15 protein-coding genes and 1 tRNA gene are annotated in these 17,460 nt (G+C 61.1%); 6 read left to right on the top strand and 10 right to left on the bottom strand.

What is annotated here, in order from left to right; all coding sequences use genetic code 11:
• Positions 1 to 411: 411 nt before the first annotated feature.
• From I1969_RS05990 to I1969_RS11375, 3 genes are read left to right on the top strand one after another with little or no spacing between them, the layout of a single operon-like run.
• A complete protein-coding gene (locus I1969_RS05990) occupies positions 412 to 774 on the top strand; it encodes a hypothetical protein (RefSeq protein ID WP_195233839.1) in 363 nt (120 codons plus the stop codon).
• A 24-nt stretch (positions 775 to 798) separates the two neighbouring features.
• Positions 799 to 1,338: an iron-containing alcohol dehydrogenase gene (locus tag I1969_RS11380; protein WP_324248650.1), complete on the top strand. Its 540-nt coding sequence runs from the start codon at positions 799 to 801 to the stop codon at positions 1,336 to 1,338.
• Between the two features lie 58 nt (positions 1,339 to 1,396).
• Complete coding sequence (locus I1969_RS11375) at positions 1,397 to 2,029, top strand: iron-containing alcohol dehydrogenase (protein ID WP_324248649.1); 633 nt, start codon at positions 1,397 to 1,399, stop codon at positions 2,027 to 2,029.
• 89 nt (positions 2,030 to 2,118) lie between these two features.
• Here the strand turns inward: I1969_RS11375 and I1969_RS05980 are convergent.
• From I1969_RS05980 to I1969_RS05950, 7 genes are all read right to left on the bottom strand, one after another.
• Positions 2,119 to 2,194, bottom strand: a tRNA-Arg gene (locus I1969_RS05980).
• A 135-nt stretch (positions 2,195 to 2,329) separates the two neighbouring features.
• Positions 2,330 to 2,728: a DUF956 family protein gene (locus I1969_RS05975; RefSeq protein ID WP_195233837.1), complete on the bottom strand. Its 399-nt coding sequence runs from the start codon at positions 2,726 to 2,728 to the stop codon at positions 2,330 to 2,332.
• A gap of 120 nt (positions 2,729 to 2,848) precedes the next feature.
• Complete coding sequence (locus I1969_RS05970; RefSeq protein ID WP_195233835.1) at positions 2,849 to 3,769, bottom strand: PTS system mannose/fructose/sorbose family transporter subunit IID; 921 nt, start codon at positions 3,767 to 3,769, stop codon at positions 2,849 to 2,851.
• Positions 3,770 to 3,785: 16 nt separating this feature from the next.
• Entirely contained in the window at positions 3,786 to 4,604 is an 819-nt protein-coding gene (locus tag I1969_RS05965) for a PTS mannose/fructose/sorbose transporter subunit IIC (protein WP_055285302.1), read from the bottom strand.
• Between the two features lie 18 nt (positions 4,605 to 4,622).
• Entirely contained in the window at positions 4,623 to 5,612 is a 990-nt protein-coding gene (locus tag I1969_RS05960) for a PTS sugar transporter subunit IIB (protein WP_148332486.1), read from the bottom strand.
• A 337-nt stretch (positions 5,613 to 5,949) separates the two neighbouring features.
• Positions 5,950 to 6,378 (bottom strand): hydrogenase maturation nickel metallochaperone HypA, encoded by a 429-nt coding sequence (locus I1969_RS05955; protein ID WP_195233833.1) that lies wholly within the window; start codon positions 6,376 to 6,378, stop codon positions 5,950 to 5,952.
• Between the two features lie 197 nt (positions 6,379 to 6,575).
• Positions 6,576 to 9,353, bottom strand: coding sequence for an FAD-dependent oxidoreductase (locus I1969_RS05950; protein WP_195233831.1), 2,778 nt, complete (start codon positions 9,351 to 9,353; stop codon positions 6,576 to 6,578).
• Between the two features lie 190 nt (positions 9,354 to 9,543).
• Between I1969_RS05950 and I1969_RS05945 the strand changes: the two genes are divergently transcribed.
• From I1969_RS05945 to I1969_RS05935, 3 genes are all read left to right on the top strand, one after another.
• Positions 9,544 to 10,206, top strand: a complete 663-nt coding sequence (locus I1969_RS05945) for a TetR/AcrR family transcriptional regulator (RefSeq protein ID WP_195233829.1) — start codon at positions 9,544 to 9,546, stop codon at positions 10,204 to 10,206.
• Between the two features lie 63 nt (positions 10,207 to 10,269).
• A complete protein-coding gene (locus I1969_RS05940) occupies positions 10,270 to 11,277 on the top strand; it encodes a DUF5692 family protein (protein ID WP_195233828.1) in 1,008 nt (335 codons plus the stop codon).
• Between the two features lie 257 nt (positions 11,278 to 11,534).
• Complete coding sequence (locus I1969_RS05935; protein ID WP_195233826.1) at positions 11,535 to 13,037, top strand: hypothetical protein; 1,503 nt, start codon at positions 11,535 to 11,537, stop codon at positions 13,035 to 13,037.
• A gap of 132 nt (positions 13,038 to 13,169) precedes the next feature.
• Here I1969_RS05935 and I1969_RS05930 read toward each other — a convergent pair whose 3' ends face one another.
• From I1969_RS05930 to I1969_RS05920, 3 genes are all read right to left on the bottom strand, one after another.
• On the bottom strand, positions 13,170 to 13,373 hold the full coding sequence (locus tag I1969_RS05930) for a hypothetical protein (protein WP_229028294.1): 204 nt from the start codon (positions 13,371 to 13,373) through the stop codon (positions 13,170 to 13,172).
• 135 nt (positions 13,374 to 13,508) lie between these two features.
• Positions 13,509 to 16,136 (bottom strand): ATP-dependent chaperone ClpB, encoded by a 2,628-nt coding sequence (gene clpB, locus I1969_RS05925; protein ID WP_195233822.1) that lies wholly within the window; start codon positions 16,134 to 16,136, stop codon positions 13,509 to 13,511.
• A gap of 442 nt (positions 16,137 to 16,578) precedes the next feature.
• Positions 16,579 to 17,250, bottom strand: a complete 672-nt coding sequence (locus tag I1969_RS05920) for a hypothetical protein (RefSeq protein WP_195233820.1) — start codon at positions 17,248 to 17,250, stop codon at positions 16,579 to 16,581.
• Positions 17,251 to 17,460: the final 210 nt, after the last annotated feature.

The following is a 17,460-nucleotide window of genomic DNA, read 5'->3' as shown; positions in this document are numbered from 1 at the left end:
TAGTCGTATGCGTAGGCGATCTCCGTGACGGGGACCTCCACGTGGTAATGGGCGGAAATGTCAGAGAAGCTCGTGCGGAATGCGATCGAGGTAGGCTCTGTGTCTCGGGGATGTTCATGCGGCTGGTCCTCCTTTCGCCACACACCTTACGGGCGGGGTGGTGCGCGGAACGGGTTGGCGCCAGTGTTTCGTCACGGGCGCGTGCGCTTCGGCACTCCATGCTACATCTGAGTGGCATGTGGCGACTTCTCGACACTCGCGCTCGACACAGCGAGCGGCAATGGCGCTGCCTGCCGAGCGCCTCACGGGCGCATCCCGACCGCAGAAGTGCGCGCGAAGGCTCGTCGAAGTGCTGGGTTGGGGACCGGCGGTCTGGATACGCGGTTTCGTTCGGCGAAGGCGGCGAGGCGAATGGCATGGCGAACGTACGGGTTTGACGTGAACGGGTTGCCCGTGGCGGCGTGGTATCGGGAGGAGACGGTCGAGCAGGTGCTCGCGCCGCTGCTCGTCCGTCTCGCGCGCTCGCATCAGGAGAAGGGGTCACAGGCCCATCTCGGCGACCCGGTGCGCATACGCTATTGCGACCGGGACGGCCACGTGTCGCGAACGGATATCGTCCGCCAGGTGGACGTCGCGCCGCGAAATGCAGACTCGCCCCAATCGTCGGTAAGGGATGCCGCGGGCGATACGATGGAATCCACGGACCGCACCGCGCCGCCGAGATTGCGACGCGAATGCAGGCGATGCGCCCGAAAAACTCCTCCGCGCATGTAGGGCGAAACGCCAGATTGGAGCTCCATGAACGATTTCTCCCTCTACTCCCCCACCCGCTTTGTCTTTGGACGAAAAGTGACCGACAAGGTTGGGGAGACCCTGTCCGTCTCCGGCCACCGCCGAGCGCTCATTGTCTACGGCAAGGGTTCCGTAGTCCGCTGCGGAACGCTCGGCCACGTGAAGGCATCGCTCGACGCCGCGGGCGTGGAGCACATCGAGCTTAGAGGGGTGCGTCCAAACCCCGAAATAGGCTTGGTGCGAGAAGGCGTCGAGCTCGCACGGGAAAACGACGTCGACATCATCCTGCCCGTGGGCGGCGGCTCAGCCATGGACTGCGCGAAGGCCATCGCGCTGGGGGCGGTATACGACGGCGACGTATGGGACTTCTTCCGCAAGCGCGCCGTTCCCGCCGACCGCATCGACGTCGCCTGCGTGGCGACCATCCCCGCATCGGGTCCGAGGCCTCTAACTCCTGCGTTATCAGCAACGACGAGGAGCACCTCAAATGCGGCATTAACACGGACCTCAACCGCCCGGCCATCGCCTTCCTCGACCCGGAACTGACCTTCACCCTGCCCGCCTACCAGACCGCCGCGGGAGTGACCGACATGATCGCCCATACATGGAGCGACTCTTCTCCGGCGAGCCCGCCGTGGGCGTAACCGACAACAGCGCCTGCGGGCCAGTGCGCGCTGCGATGGAGGCGGCGTCCAAGGTGATGGAGAACCCAGATGACTACGACGCCCGCGCCGAGATCATGTGGGTGGGTACGCTCGCCCATAACGGCCTCGCCGGCTGCGGCCTGGGTGTCCCCGGCCTGCGCGACGGCGATTGGACCTGCCACGTCCTTGAGCACGAGCTGTCCGCACTGGACACCAAGATCACGCACGACGCCGGCCTCGCCGTCATCTTCCCCGCCTGGTTGCGCTACGCATGGCGAGAGCACCCCGAGCGCTTCCTGGAGTTCAGCGCCCAGGCCTTTGGCGTCGAACCCGTCGATTCGGACGCGGACGAGCTCGATGTGGAGGTAACCCCCGAGCAGGCAATCGAGTACGCGGTCGAAGCGACCATCGACGAGCTGCAGGATTTCAACGTCTCGCTGGGAATGCCGCGCACGCTATCGGAGTTCGGAGTCACCGAGGACGATATCGAAAAGATGATTCCGGACCTCAAGATCAACCGCGGAGAGCTCTTCGGCAGCTTCAAGAAGCTCACGCTGGACGACGCGAGAAAGATTTACCGCAGCACACTCTAGGAAACAGATGCCCATCCCCCACGGGCGAGCAGCACGGCGGCCCCCGCAAACCAGAAACGGCGCCGCTCCCGCGACGCCGTCATATTCCCTGGTGCCCCCGGGCGGATTCGAACCGTCGACACCCGCTTTAGGAGAGCGGTGCTCTATCCCCTGAGCTACGGAGGCATGTTGTGCTAGTGTAGCAGATTTACTGCATCGTAATACGTCGCATGACTAGACTTCGAAGTTGCGGTGGAATAGTTCCTGTCTGAAGCATCTAAAGCCGTATTTAGGAACTATTTCACCGCAACTTGTGAAGAGCTAGTTGCCTTTGTGGAAGAGGTTTTTGATAACGGAAGGGATGCTCTTGGCACCCTTGGCCGTCACATCGATAAAGTCGGGCGAACGCACGAGCTTGTCCTCGTCGACGTACTTGCGGACCGCGCGCAACGTCTCTTTGTCGTCGCGCGTCGAAAACGTAAAGTGACCGTTGTCCTTGGTGAAGATGGCAAAACGCGTGATCTTCTTGGTGCCGCGCAAAACCTCGGCGGCAATATAGTCGACCTCGTCCCACGGGATTTGAATATAATCCTCGGGATTACGCTCGTTGTAATACTCGAACGCCTTATTGCCCACCATCACGTTACCGTGGCTGGTAAGCCCCATCAGGCAGGTTGCCGACGTTGCCAGATCGACCGTGCTGTTCTGAGATTGCGCCATGCGCGCCTCGCCCTCCAAATAAAACAATCGGACCGCATCCAGTGTACCCACCGGGTGCGGTCCGTTTCAATGGCTCAAAAGCCCTTGCCTAGCAATTCTCGGTCTTAAGCCGAAACGTGCTTACATGAAGCCGCAGACGCGACCGATGATGCCGATGGCGAAGAGAGCCAGGATGATGACGATCGGGCTGACCTTCTTCTTGAGGAGCTTGCAGACCAGCAGGGTCAGGCACACGGCGGCAAGGCCAGGGATGAGCTGATCGAGGTTGGCCTGAAGCGTGGTGACCTTCACCTGATCAAGGGCGTTAGCACCGATGGAGTTATACATCGTCAGTGCTTCCTTGATACCCTCAGAACCGGAGGGCAGGTTAGCCCAGTCGATAAAGGCGCCAGCAGACTGCGTGACCTTGGAGACGACCGGGGTGAAGGAGATGGACACCCAGCGCTCGACCAGGGCGCCGATGATGAACATACCCAGGATGGAAGCACCCTCGGTGACCTTGCCCATCAGACCGCCGGAGAGGTCCTTGGCGATGGAGGAGCCGACCTTGTAGCCAAACTCCTGCGTGTACCACAGGAAGGCGTAACGGATGATGTTCCACGCGAAGAAGAACAGCAGCGGACCGGCGATGCTGCCGGACAGGGCCAGGGAAGCGCCCAGAGCACCCAGAATCGGGCGAAGGGTGAACCAGAAGGCGGGGTCGCCGACACCGGCGAGCGGGCCCATCATACCGACCTTGACGCCCTGAATGGCGACGTCGTCAATCGGGGCACCGTTGGCGCGCTCCTCCTCGAGAGCGAGGGTAACGCCAATGACGGGGGCGGAAACATAGGGGTGGGTGTTATAGAACTCCAGGTGGCGCTTAAGAGCGGCAATCTGGTCATCCTTGCTGGTGTAGAGCTTCTTGATCGCAGGGATCATTGCGAAGCACCAGCCGCCGTTCTGCATACGCTCGTAGTTCCACGAGCCCTGAAGGAACTGATGACGGAAGCAAACCTTCTTGCGGTCAGCCTTGGTGAGCTGAATCTTGTTCTCTACCATATGTATCACTCCCCTCCTACTCGTAATCGTTCAGAATGTCGCCGAGCGGGTCACCGGAGCCGCCGCCCATGCCGCCACCCTGCTTGGCCAGATCCTTAAGGCCAAGGTAGATGAGGGCAAGGGAGATGCCGATGAGGCCAAGGGCGATCAGCGTGAGCTGAGGGATGGCAGCAAGGACAAAGCCGAGGATGAAGAACGGCCAGGTCTCCTTGGTGGCCATCATGTTGATGACCATGGCGTAACCGACGGAAGCGACCATGCCGCCGCCGACAGCCATACCGCCGGACAGCCAGTCGGGCATAGCGTTAAGCGCGTTGGTAACAGCCTCGGCCGGGATGATGCACAGAAGTACTGCCGGGATGGCGATACGAAGGCCCTGCATGAGGATAGCAGCGTACTGCCAGCGCTCGATGCCGGAGAAGTCGCCCTTCTCGGCGCAACCGTCCATGGCGTGAGCGATAGCGGTAGCCAGGGTACGGCAGATCATGGTCAGGAACAGACCAGCGACCGACAGCGGGACGGCGACGGCGATGGCGGCGGTAACGGCCTTTGCCGAATCGGTGGCGCCACCGTTGAGGGCGAGCACCATGATGATCGAAGAAGCGACCGAGGCCAGAGCGGCGTCAGGCGCGACAGCGGCGCCAACGTTAGCCCAGCCAAGGGCCATCATCTGGAGCGAACCGCCCAGGAGGATGCCCTCCTGAAGGTGACCGGTTACGAGACCGATAAGCGTGCATGCCACGAGCGGCTGATGGAACTGGAACTCATCCAGAATGCCTTCCATACCGGCAAGCAACGCGACAATCGCAACAAGCAGAATAGTGATTGCAGACATGTATCGGACCCTCCTTTACTATGCTTGAGCGGCCAGTTCGGCCTTAGCTTTCTTCAACATGGCGTCGAGATCCTCGGAGGAATCCGAAGGAACCTTGCGGACCTCGAACTTGACGCCCTTGGCCTTGAGGGCCTCGAGAGTCTTGACGTCGTCATCGCCCATAGCGACGGCGTTGGTGACGACGACCTTGCCCTTGGAGTGAGCCATGGAACCGATGTTGACTTCCTTGATGTCGACGCCGGCCTCGATGGCCTTGAGCAGATCCTGCGGGTTCTCAAAGAGCAGCATGGCCTTGGTGTCACCAAAGCGCGTGTCCTTGACGACCTCGGCCATCTTCTTGATGGGCACGACGTTGGCATGGACTCCCGGAGGGGCAGCCTGCTCGATCATGGTCTTGCGGAGCTCGTCGTGAGCAACGCCGTCGGAAACCACGATGATGCGGTTGGGGTTGATCTGCTTGGTCCACGTGGTGGCCACCTGACCATGAAGCAGACGGGTGTCGATACGGACGTGGGCAATCTTGATGTGCCCGTCGCCGATGACCGTTCCCGGAGGGATGGCGCCTGCAGGAGCAGCGGCGGCCGCAGCCGGCTTCTTCTCCTCGGGCTCCAGAGACTCGGGCTTGACGCGCACGCCAGCCTTAGCCTCAGTCACGAGATGTTTTGCGATCGCATGTGCAGTGTTCTTTGCGTCAAAGCGCTGCGAATATGCCTCGATGAGCATAGGCAGGTTGACACCGGTGACGATAGCCCAGGAATCGTGGCCCTCGATGAGCCCGCTGATCTGGTTGAACGGCGTGCCGCCCCACAGATCAACGAGGAAGAGCACCTGCTCCTGGTCCTCGAAGGAAGCGACTGCTTCCTCGACCTTGGCGCGGAAATCGTCGGGGCCCATGCTCGGCTCGAGCGAGACCACGGCAACAGACGGCTGATCGCCAAAGACCATCGAGCCCGTCTGCTTGATTCCAGCTGCCAAGTCCCCGTGGCTAGCAAGAACAATACTTACCATCACATAACCTCCTTTTTGTCTACGTATTTCCTACACGACATGAAAGGAGTATACCTGTTTGGATTGTGGAATTATAGCTAAATTCGCAAAAGGTTGGATTATTTGTTTAAACGTCTAAGTTTGTTACAAATTGATTACATTGCTGGTTTACAGCTCATTGCCTGATAAAACGTGATTTGCCGATTGTTTCCAAAGACATATACAGGCGCACTGTTCGTTAAAACCGCTTTTAGGTGGATCCCAATGCGCCTGCGTGCCGCCATTTTGTTTAAACAGACATGACTTGACTAACCGAAGCAAATATGTTTAGAACTCTAGCCCATGCAGTCATTGGATGTTAGGCGATGTGGAGTGGGTTGGCGGCGTCGACGGCATCGGGTGCGTCGGAGAGGCCGTCAGGAGCAGCGTCTGCCGGGTCCTCGTCGGGAGTCTCGATCTGTTTGATCATTACCTCTTGGCCCTGCAGCAAATAGGTCTCGCCGCTACCGCAATGGGGACAGGTCTTGCCGTGCTCGACCGTCGCGTAGTCGCAGCCGCACGCCTCGCAATGTGTCACGGCCTCGACGGGCTCCACGATAAGCTCCGCGCCCTGCGCGATAGGCTTTTTATCTGCTGCCCAGCGCCAAGCGTCGAGCAGCAAGTCGGGAACGACGCCCGAGACCTCGCCCAGTAGCAACGTCACGCTCGAAACGCGACGCACGCCATGAGCGCGCGCCACATTCTCGACATCGCGAATGATGTGGTAAACGATTCCCAATTCATGCAAGGTAGAAACCTTTCAACAACGGTTGATGCGATATCAGCCAAACGTCAGCGAGCGGCGATCCAGGTGCCCCAGGTTGCCCCGAAACAAGGCGTCCGCTGGGCTTTTGCCCGCGGCGCCGAAGTTGAGGGGCAAGATGGGGTGCTTGGGCGCCGCGCAGCGTCGGCAGTGCCGCCGTTCGTTAGAACGGCGGAACCTCATTACTTGCGACCGAATTTGATCTTGATGGCGCGCTTGAGTGCGTACTTGCCCAGGCTGGGAAGCTTTTGCTCGTATTTGACCATCGTGGAGCACTCGGGGCGATCGCGATCCAGGTGGATGGCATCGAACGCGCACTTGGTGGTGCACAGACCGCAGCCGATGCACTTGTTGGGGTCGACGATCGAGGCGCCGCAACCCAGGCAGCGGGCGGTCTCGGCACGCACCTGCTCCTCGGTAAAGGTCTCGACATACTCGCTAAACGGCTCGGCCTTCTCGCGCTCGCGGTCGACGTGAGCCACCTCGCGGCTCGCGTTGTCATAGCTCTCGATCACCACGTCATCTCGGTCGAGCGCGCTGTACTTACGCTGGTTGCGGCCAATGGTGAGCGTAGAGCCCGGCTGCACAAAGCGATGTATGGACACGGCCGCCTCGTGACCGGCGGCGATGGCATCGATGGCAAAGCTGGGGCCGGTGTAGACGTCTCCGCCCACAAAGATGTCGGGCTCGGCGGTCTGATAGGTCTGGGGATCGGCAAGGGCACCCTGGCCACGGCCGAGCTCCACCTTGGAGCCGGCCAACAGGTCGCCCCACACGATGGACTGACCGATGGACATGACCACGCGGTCGGCGTCCACGCGACGCAGATCGTTCTCGTCGTACTCGGGCGCAAAACGGCCCTCGTCGTCGAAGACACGCGTGCAGCGCTTGAAGGTAATGCCGCACACACGGCCGGCATCGTCCAGATGGACCTCCTTGGGACCCCAGCTGCAGCTGATGTGCGCGCCGTCCTCAACGGCCTCGCGACGCTCTTCCTCGCTAGCGGGCATCTGGGCCTCGCTCTCCAGGCAGAACATCTCAACGTGCTCGGAACCCAGGCGACAGGCGTTGCGAGCCACGTCGATGGCCACGTTGCCGCCGCCCACCACAATGGTGCGGCCGGGCAGCGCGTCGATCTTGCCGCTGTTGACCTCGCGAAGGAAGTCGACGGCCACGGTCACATCCTCGGCATCCTCGCCCGGAATGCCGGCAAGGCGGCCACCCTGGCAGCCAATAGCCACGTAGAAGGCCTTAAAGCCCTGTGCGCGCAGCTCATCGAGCGTCACGTCGCGACCGACTTCCACGCCATAGCGGAACTCGGCACCCATCAGGCGAATAACCTCGACCTCGGCCTCGATAACATCCTTCTGCAGCTTAAAGCTGGGAATGCCATAAGTGAGCATGCCGCCCGGGCGCCCGTTTTTCTCGAACACGACGGGCTTGTAGCCCTTCTCGGCCAGATAAAAAGCGCAGGACAGACCGGCCGGACCGGCGCCGATGATGGCGATCTTCTGGTCGAAGCCACCAGCGCGCGTCGGCGTCACCACAGGCGGGACGTAGCGGGTCGCGGTGTCCAGATCACGCTGGGCGATAAACTTCTTGACCTCGTCGATGGCCACGGCCTCGTCCACGCGACCGCGGGTGCAGGCATCCTCGCAGCGGCGGTTGCACACGCGACCGCAGATAGCGGGCAGCGGGTTCTCGCGCTTGATGAGCGCCAGAGCCTCGTCATAGCGGCCCTGCGCCGCAAGCTTTAAGTAGCCCTGAACGGCAACGTGTGCGGGGCAAGCCGTCTTGCAGGGAGCGGTGCCGGACTCGTGCGTCTCGATGCGGTTGTCGTTGCGGTAGTTGGGCGACCACTTGGTGTGGTCCCACTTGGTGGCATCGGGCAGCTCCTGGCGCGGATACTCGGGCACCTGTCCGCCGGCCTTTTTGCTACAGAGCTTCTGGCCCAGTTTGGCGGCGCCGGCCGGACACACCTCAACGCAGCGACCGCAGGCCACGCACTTGTCCTTCTCGACCTTGGCGACGTAGGCCGAGCGCGACAGGTTGGGCGTGTTGAACAGCTGCGAGGTGCGCAGGGCATAGCACACGTTGACGTTGCAGTTGCAGATGGCGAAGATCTTGTTCTCGCCGTCAATGTTGGTAATCTGGTGCACGAAGCCGTTGTCCTCGGCCTGGCGCAGGATGTCGTAGACCTCGTCGCGCGTTACATAATGGCCGCGGTCGGTCTCAACCACATAGTCGGCCATATCGCCCACGGCAATGCACCAGTCGGCGGGGTCGTCGGCGCAGCCCTCACCCATCACGCGACGGCTCGCGCGGCAGCTGCAGGTGCTAGCGGCATATTTGCCATCGTATTTGTCGAGCCAATGCTCGATATGCTCGATCGGCACCGATGTGCTCGCGGCATCGATAGCCTTCTCGACCGGAATGACATGCATGCCGATGCCGGCACCACCGGGCGGCACCATCGGCGTGGCCTTGGACAGCGGTCCCTTGGACGCCTGCTCAAAGAACTTGGCATAGACCGGGTGCTCCTCGAGCTGGCTCATGCGCATGTTGAGGAACTCGGCGGAACCCGGCACCAGCATGGGCAGCACCCACTGCTTGGCGCGCTCGGGGTTTTCCCAGTTGTACTCGAGCAGACCCGTGTAGCTCATGTCGTCGAGCATCTTCTCGATATCGGCCTCAGGCATGCCGGTGAGCTTGACCATCTCGGGCAGCGTATAGGGGCGGCGCATCTTCATCTTGCAGAGCACTTCGGCCTGCTCGTCGGTTGCAGCTTCGGCAAACGACCAGTACTCGTAGCCCAGCAGCTCATCGCGATGCAGCAGACGGTTGGTGCAGTGCTCGCACAGCTTGACGATGGCCTCGCGCGGATGCTCCGGCAGCGGCGGCACGAACTCCGAACCGATGTCGGGCTCGGTGTAGCTAATCCCCGGTCCGTTGAGAATCATGGTTGTCCCTTCTCTTGCCACAGCCCGGCGGGACCGCGGCGCCCCTCTTTTTTTTGCAGGCCGGGCATGCCCCCATGCCGTTCACCCGCCATTGTTGACATTGTGTCAAAAATAGTATTGACGAACCGTCAACAATATTCAAGACTGTTAGGCGAACGGTCAGGCAAAAGAGGATGAAAGGCGGCAAAACATGGGCAACAACGCAGCAGATACCTCTGTGGTCGATGCCGTCCCCGCATCCGATAGCGCGGCAAAGCGCCTGACGGGCGACGAACGCCGTCGCGAGATCCTCGATGCCGTACGCACCGTAAGCTCCGAGCTGGGCGTGTCCCACCTATCGGTATCGGCCGTGACCAAGCGAGCCGGCTGCACGCGTTCATTGTTCTACCACTACTTCGCCGACATGGACGCCGCCGTCACCGCCGTCATGGACGAGGCAATCGACGGTTTTATCTCCGAGCTCGAGCAGTGGAATGCCAACCGCACCGTCGGCGATATCGAGGGCGCGCTCGACACCGTCGCCCCGCTCTTTAAGCGCCTGGTCGCCAGCGGCCACGAGCTGCCGAGCACGCTCACCTCGAGCAGCGGCGCGCTCTACGGCGGCTTTTTGCACAACGTGGTCCAGCGCGTGGCGCAGTATATCTGCGACACCACCGTGGTGGATTTTGTCGCCCATCATGAGCTACGCATCGACCATGTCTACGAGACGTTCTACACCCTCATCATGGGGTTGTTGATGTATATCCGCACGCACCCCGATGTGCCCGACGAGACGGTCAAGGAAATCATCGCCTCGACGCTCCACATCGAGGGCTATACCGCCAAGTATCCGGAGCGCAAGCCCCAGAACTGACGACATTTGGCCAAACTGCCCGCGATCAGAAGAGGGGCCGCGGGCGTGTGAAAGGAGAGCAGCATGCTGTTCGATGTTTGGGGTAGCGATACCCTTATCCACTGGGCCGGCTGGGCCATGGTCTTTATTGGCCTGATCGTGCTCAACGAGGTCGGCCGCCGCACCAAGCTGGGCGCGGCCATCATCTTTGGCGTGGCTCCGCTGGCCATGACCATCTACTGCGTCGCCATCGCCGTCGGCGTTTCGCAGGGCGCCGAGTGGGCGCTCACCAACCCCACCCATGTGTACCAGAACAGCTGGTTCCACTACGCCAAGGTATACGCGGCGCTTGCCGGTTGCTGGGGCTTCATCGCCATTAAGTATCAGTGGGGCAAGATCGGCAAGGCGCACTGGTTCCGCGCATGGCCGTTTGTGATCGTCGCCATCAACATCATGATCGCCGTCGTGTCCGACTTCGAGAGCGCCTATCACTTCTTTGTCCTGGGCCAGTCCACTTGGGTCACCTCCGAGGGCGCCACGCAGCTCGCCGGTTGGAATAACGTGTTCAACGGCATCGCCGGAATCATCAACATCTTCTGCATGACCGGTTGGTGGAGCGTCTACGCCTCCGAGGACAAGACCGACATGCTGTGGCCCGACATGACCTGGGTCTACATCATCGCCTACGACATCTGGAACTTCTGCTACACCTACAACTGCCTGCCCACCCACTCCTGGTTCTGCGGCTTTGCGCTGCTGCTGGCGCCCACCGTCGCCGCCTTTATCTGGAACAAGGGCGGCTGGATCCAGAACCGCGCCTTTACGCTTGCTATTTGGTGCATGTTTGCCCAGGTGTTCCCCTACTTCCAGGAGGAGTCCATCTTTGTGACCCACTCCACACTCGACCCCGGCGCCGCCACCGCGGTCTCCATCGCCGCGCTGATCACCAACGTCGCCGCGATCATCTACATCGCCTACCGCGCCAAGAAGCTCGGCCGCAATCCCTACAAGCAGGATGTCTTTGAGGGCACCAGCGATTGGGAGAAGGCTACCGCTCGCCGCGCCAAGGTTGATTACGCTCACGCCGAGTAACATGCCCGGCGCGCATGCCGCTTGAATGTGAAGTCGCCCGGCCGATTCCGCGCAATGCAACGTATTGCATGCCCCCGGAAAGCGATTCGCCCGCTTTCCGGGGCTTTTTGTTGTTGCGCGCATTCACGCGCATATTCCATTCGCGCACACATTCAAAACCTCTCGCACAGATAAAATCAGATTTCCAACCGCCTGACAGCCCTATGTGACCCCAATTTTGGGTACATTGTTGTCCCGATATTGAGCTTGGGGGATATATGAATGATGAGACGATGGGCCAAGAGGATGCGGCCCAAGATGCAGAAGCATGCGCCGAGGCCCTGGAGAGCCTAGACCAGATCGCGCTGGCCGAGATTGCGTTTGACGATTCGAGCGTTGATGTGCAGGATGAGCCGGAAATCGAGGCGCAGCCCGATGATCAGGATGCAAAAGACGATGGCGCCGCGCCCACCGAAGACGAGGCGAGGCACGAGGAATCCGAATGCGAGGCCGACGACCAGCCCAAATCCGACACGAGCGAGGAAACCATCTTGCTCGACAGCTTGCCGGCCGAAGATTCGCTGACCCGCGAGCTCCCTGGCTTAGGCTCCGCGCCTGCCGTGGACGAGACCATCGCCATGGGCGATATTCCCCTGCCGTCCGTTCCCTCGGCACGCGAGGCCGAGGTTCGTCATCGCAAGATGTCGCCCAAGCGCCGCAATCTGATGGTCGCTGGCGTTGTGGCCGTCGCGCTCGTCGCCGGCGGCGCAGGCTATGCTGCCTGGAACGGATATCAGCAAGAGCAGGCTGCCGCTGTCGCCGCCAGTGCACACACGATGATGTCGGTGCAGATTGGCGTGCATGCCACGGGCCTCGACTGCTCAACTGGCTCCAAGATTCCCGTACAGGTGAGCGGGCAGGATTCCGACGGTTCTTCTGTGAGCGAAACGCTCTATGTTGACGAGCACGGCCGTGGCATCAAACTGCTACCCGGCGATTACACGCTCTCCATTGCCGCCTCCCCCATCGCGTCCGACGGCACCGTCTATACCGTGCCGACCACCAAGGCGCAGGTCACGATCAAGAGCGACGGACAGGATCTGAGTGCCCAGGCCACCTTTAAGCTCAAGGTGCCTTCGGCCGACACGGTGACTGACGACCAGATCGATGCCGCCGCCAAGTACGCCGAGGAGGGCGGGGTGAGCTCCGCCGCAGTCGCAAAGGTACTCCAGCAGGCGGCAACCGCGCGCCGTGACGCCGCCGTCAACGCCGTGAGCTCCCGCAAGGCGCAGGCCGCGCGCGATGCCGATGCTCGGCATAAGGCGACGGATCTGTATCAGCTCGATATCCCCGTCGAGTGGTACGGCAAAGTCGCGACTTGGCAAAACGGCAGCACGCTGTGCATCTATCTGGCCGGCGACAGCAATACGCCGATCGTGACGATCGTCGCAGTGCGCGACGGCGAAAGCTTTACGCCCGATGAGGGTGATACGGTTTTGGGTGCGGCAAACCTTGGCAACGGCTACACGGTCTACGCCAGCGGCCCCGTCTATCCGTATGTGGTGCCCCAGACCATCAACGGGCGCATGCAAGACCCCGTGTCGACCTACCCCATGGACACGGCCATTGAGCTTGTCGAGCTTACGACCGGCAACCGCTATACCTATAGCCAGATCAAGAACGTACTGGTCGGCAAAGACGGCAAGGCCGACGCTGCCATCAAACTCGAGACCGACTACCTCGCCCAGATCCTGATGCCGAGCATCAAGGCCCAGGACTAGCCGGCCCGAAGACAGCCGCCCAACACCCACATCCCTAACGCAGTTGCGGTGAAATAGGGACTGTTTTTGCTGGTCAAACCGCAAAACAGTCCCTATTTCACCGCAACTTATTGGTGGCCTTTTGGATGGCACTCAGCGCCACGGATCGGCTTCGAACAGTGGCTCGCGCTCGGGGCGGCGATCACTGTAGGGATCGTAGCCGTCATCGTCCTCGTTCTCGGCGCGGATATAGGGGTCGCGCGGCTTGGGTGCCGGCTTAGGCGCAGGCTTGGGTGCGGCGGGTGCGGCGGGCGCCGCCTCAGTCGCCGGTGCGTTCGTCTTGTTCTCGTCTTTCATCTGCATATCTCCTTGCCGTGCAATTGTGTTCAACATCATCGATTGTCGCACGAAAAAGGGCGACGGACCCAATTGGATCCGTCGCCCTTGGCGTTTAGAGACGAGCTGGTAGATTTTAAGGCATGTCCCAAAAATCTACTCGGCGTCGGGGACCTCGTAGGTGGCCGCCGGCGTGTTGTCGCACACGACGGTAAAGCCGCCGTCCTTGTCGACATCGACCGTCACCTGATCGCCCTCGCGCACCGTGCCGTCGATGATGGCGGCGGCGATGGCGTCCACGACCTCGCGCTGGACCAGGCGCTTGAGCGGACGGGCACCGAACACGGGGTCCAGGCCGCCCACGGCGAGCATCTGTTTGGCTGCCGGGGTGATGGCAAGCGTCATGCGCTCCTTGGCCAGACGCGCGCGGACGTCGGCAAGCTGGATGTCGACGATCTTCTCGATCTGCGCCATGCCGAGCGGATGGAACACCACGATGTCGTCGATACGGTTGAGGAACTCGGGGCGGAAGGTCTGAGCCATGGCCGCGTCGACCTGATGGCGCATCTCCTCCTCGTCCTTACCGGACAGGTCGGCGATGGACTTGGAGCCCACGTTGGACGTCATGATGATGATCGTGTTCTTGAAGGACACCTGACGACCCTGACCATCGGTCAGACGACCGTCGTCGAGCACCTGCAGCAGCACGTTGAAGACATCCGGATGAGCCTTCTCCATCTCGTCAAGCAAGATCACGGAGTACGGACGACGACGCACGGCCTCGGTGAGCTGGCCGCCCTCGTCGTAGCCCACGTATCCCGGAGGCGCACCGATCAGGCGCTGGACGCTGAACTTCTCCATGTACTCGGACATGTCGATACGTACGAGTGCGCGCTCGTCGTCGAACAGGCACTCGGCCAGCGCCTTGGCGAGCTCGGTCTTGCCCACGCCGGTGGGGCCCAGGAAGAAGAAGCTGCCGATGGGCTTGTCCGGATCGGAGAGACCCGCGCGGCTGCGGCGCACGGCTGCGGCGACAGCGGAGACGGCCTCGTCCTGACCGATGACGCGCTTATGCAGCTCGCCCTCCAGGCCCTTCAGCTTGTCGAGCTCGCCCTGCATCATCTTAGACACGGGCACGCCGGTCCAGGCACTCACGACTTCGGCGATCTCATCGGAGGTCACCTGCTCGTTGAGGCCTTCGCCATCCTGCTCCTTCTGCGCCTCGAGCGCGGCCTCGGACTCCTGAATCTGCTGCTGCAGACCCGGGATCACGGCATAGCGCAGCTCGGATGCACGGCCCAGATCGCCGTTACGCGTCGCGCGCTCCTCCTCGCTCTTGGCCTCGTCGAGCTGACCCTTGAGCTCCTGCACATGGTCGATGGCGTTCTTTTGGTTGAGCCAGCCGGCCTTTTGCACGTTGAGCTTTTCCTGGACCTCGGCGATCTCCTGGCGCAGGGCCTCCAGACGCTCCTTGGAGGCGTCGTCGGTCTCCTTCATGAGCGCCTGCTCCTCGATCTGCAGCTGGGTGAGCTGACGCGTGGTGGCGTCGATCTCGACCGGCATGCTGTCGAGCTCCATGCGCAGGCGGCTTGCGGCCTCGTCGACCAGGTCGATGGCCTTGTCGGGCAGGAAACGGTCGGCGATGTAGCGATCGGAGAGGTCGGCGGCGGCCACGAGCGCGCCGTCGGTGATATGCACGCCGTGGAAGATCTCGTACTTCTCCTTGAGGCCACGCAGGATCGAGATGGTGTCCTCGACGGTGGGCTCGCTCACCAGAACGGTCTGGAAACGACGGGCGAGCGCCGCGTCTTTCTCGATGTACTTGCGGTATTCGTCAAGCGTGGTCGCGCCGATCGCATGCAGGTCGCCACGGGCAAGCGCCGGCTTAAGGATGTTGCCAGCGTCCATGGAACCCTCGGTGGCACCCGCGCCCACGATGGTGTGGAGCTCATCGATGAACAGGATGACCTTGCCCTCGGACTTCTGGACTTCCTTGAGCACGGCCTTCAAGCGGTCCTCGAACTCGCCGCGGTACTTGGCGCCGGCGACCAGCGCGCTCATGTCGAGCTCGATGAGGTCGCGGTCGCGCAGGGTGCTCGGCACGTCGCCGGCCACGATACGCTGGGCGATGCCCTCGACGATGGCCGTCTTACCGACGCCCGGCTCACCGATGAGCACGGGGTTGTTCTTGGTGCGACGGGATAGGACCTGGATGGTGCGGCGGATCTCGTCGGTACGGCCGATGACCGGGTCGAGCTTGCCGGCGCGGGCAAGGTCGCAGATGTTGCGGCCGTACTGCTCCAGCGCCTCAAACTGGGTCTTGTCCTCGGCAGACGTCACGCGATCATCGCCGCGCAGCTCCTCGTAGACTTGCTCGATGCGCTCCTTGGTAACGCCGGCGTCGCGCAGCACGCGGCCCGCCTCGCCCTTGTCCTCGGCAAGCGCCATGAGCAGATGCTCGGTCACCACAAAGCTGTCGCCCATCTTGGTGGCCTTCTTTTCGGCCTTTTCGATGACGCGGACGAGTTCGTTGGAAAGACCCATCTGCTGGCCCTCGCCCGAAACCTTGGGCGCATGGTCGATGGCATCCTGCGTAGAGCGCGCGAGCTGGGCGGGATCGGCGCCAATGCGCTCGATGATCACGGAAATGTTGCGCTCGCCGGCACCGAGCAGGGCAGACAGTAGGTGAATCGGCTCCACCGCACCGGCCTGCGCATCGGCAGCAGTGCCCATGGCGGTCTGCAGCGCCTCGCGCGACGTCATTGCTAGCTTATCGATTCTCATGGAATCACCTCTCTTGGGGCGGCCACCCTACGGGGCGGCTTCACGTTGTTCGAGAAGTATTGTTGCCAGCTTTGCGCGATCTTATACACAAATCTAAGTCTCTATATATAAGATTTTCTGAGTGATTGAAGGATAGGGTACTGAGACGTCGACCCGCTGCATCCCCGACGACCAACTGTCTCAATCTGTAACATCTAGCTGCCGTTTTTGACCTCAGATGTTACAGGTCGAGATGCAATGCTCAGCGGTGCCTGTTTATCTAAATCTGTAACAACTACTCGGCAAATAAGGGTCTACCTGTTACAGATCGAGATAAACAGAAGACGCCCGAATCGAAAATCTCAATCTGTAACACCAAGCCCACTTTTAGCGGCCAAGATGTTACAGATTGAGACAGACCGAAAACCACCGCAAAGGGGCACCTTTGTGGTGGTCGCTTTCTCTACTCTTTTGCCGAGCCCGTGCTTCCCGATTCGGCGGTCCAGGGCATCTCATCCTCGAACAGCCATGTACGGGCAGACCCACTATCGCGTGCAGTCTGCGGGTCAGGCAAGCAGGTCTGTTTATAGGCATCTTGGATACACTGACCCATAAAATCGTTGAGCTCGGTCTGGTCGCCCTCCATGACATAGGCGACATCGCCGTCCATGATGTAGATGCCCGGACCCTCATTGCCCTCGTAGCCCGGATCGTACGAGACATCACATAACTTTGCGCCGTTTGCAGTGTCCAGCTCGATAGAAGAGTGGCATCCGCCAACCATGTCGTTCGCTTTTGCCCGATAGGACGCATATCCGTACCAACGCTTAAATGTTTTGCCCTTGAGTAGCTCGGACGCCCTATCGATCAGGCTTGTATCCGTGGTATAGCGCATGGCCCCAAGCTGAATACGCGGATAATTGCTAATACCCAGCACAGCCGGCTGCTCATCAAAATCAACGGTAATGGTCTCGGGCTTGTCGTCGCCGGTCAGAAGTTCGACAGATTGAGTCACAGGCTTGACCACCGGCTCCGTCACCGCAGCAGGTAGAAATGCCATACCGACAGCGCCCGCGCCAACCACAGCGATCGCAAGCGCCAAGACAATCAATCCAATACGGGCAGAACGGCTCACGGCAAAACACCCCACAATGCAAACCTTCGCCACCTGCACTAATGATACCACCAGCTAACACTATTACCAAAAGAAGCCGCGCGCTCCTCACCACCACAAAGGGGACCCTTGATTATCAACTTCATCCGAACACTTCCCACATTCATCCGCACATGTGCGGATGAATGTGGGAACCCGATACCCTGAGGGCCGGACCGGCCGGCCCCGGGA

It is taken from the genome of Collinsella aerofaciens, from assembly GCF_015548375.1.
Lineage (GTDB): Bacteria > Actinomycetota > Coriobacteriia > Coriobacteriales > Coriobacteriaceae > Collinsella > Collinsella aerofaciens_AB.
The sequence above is the reverse complement of the archived record's forward strand: the minus strand, read 5'-3'. Positions and strand labels throughout refer to the sequence as shown.

Bases quoted from the DNA above. Each gene is read 5' to 3' on its own strand.
- I1969_RS05990 (WP_195233839.1), top strand. From the start codon at position 412: ATGGCATGGCGAACGTACGGGTTTGACGTGAACGGGTTGCCCGTGGCG.
- I1969_RS11380 (WP_324248650.1), top strand. From the start codon at position 799: ATGAACGATTTCTCCCTCTACTCCCCCACCCGCTTTGTCTTTGGACGA.
- I1969_RS11375 (WP_324248649.1), top strand. From the start codon at position 1,397: ATGGAGCGACTCTTCTCCGGCGAGCCCGCCGTGGGCGTAACCGACAAC.
- I1969_RS05975 (WP_195233837.1), bottom strand. From the start codon at position 2,728: ATGGCGCAATCTCAGAACAGCACGGTCGATCTGGCAACGTCGGCAACC.
- I1969_RS05970 (WP_195233835.1), bottom strand. From the start codon at position 3,769: ATGGTAGAGAACAAGATTCAGCTCACCAAGGCTGACCGCAAGAAGGTT.
- I1969_RS05965 (WP_055285302.1), bottom strand. From the start codon at position 4,604: ATGTCTGCAATCACTATTCTGCTTGTTGCGATTGTCGCGTTGCTTGCC.
- I1969_RS05960 (WP_148332486.1), bottom strand. From the start codon at position 5,612: ATGGTAAGTATTGTTCTTGCTAGCCACGGGGACTTGGCAGCTGGAATC.
- I1969_RS05950 (WP_195233831.1), bottom strand. From the start codon at position 9,353: ATGATTCTCAACGGACCGGGGATTAGCTACACCGAGCCCGACATCGGT.
- I1969_RS05945 (WP_195233829.1), top strand. From the start codon at position 9,544: ATGGGCAACAACGCAGCAGATACCTCTGTGGTCGATGCCGTCCCCGCA.
- I1969_RS05940 (WP_195233828.1), top strand. From the start codon at position 10,270: ATGCTGTTCGATGTTTGGGGTAGCGATACCCTTATCCACTGGGCCGGC.
- I1969_RS05935 (WP_195233826.1), top strand. From the start codon at position 11,535: ATGAATGATGAGACGATGGGCCAAGAGGATGCGGCCCAAGATGCAGAA.
- I1969_RS05930 (WP_229028294.1), bottom strand. From the start codon at position 13,373: ATGAAAGACGAGAACAAGACGAACGCACCGGCGACTGAGGCGGCGCCC.
- clpB (WP_195233822.1), bottom strand. From the start codon at position 16,136: ATGAGAATCGATAAGCTAGCAATGACGTCGCGCGAGGCGCTGCAGACC.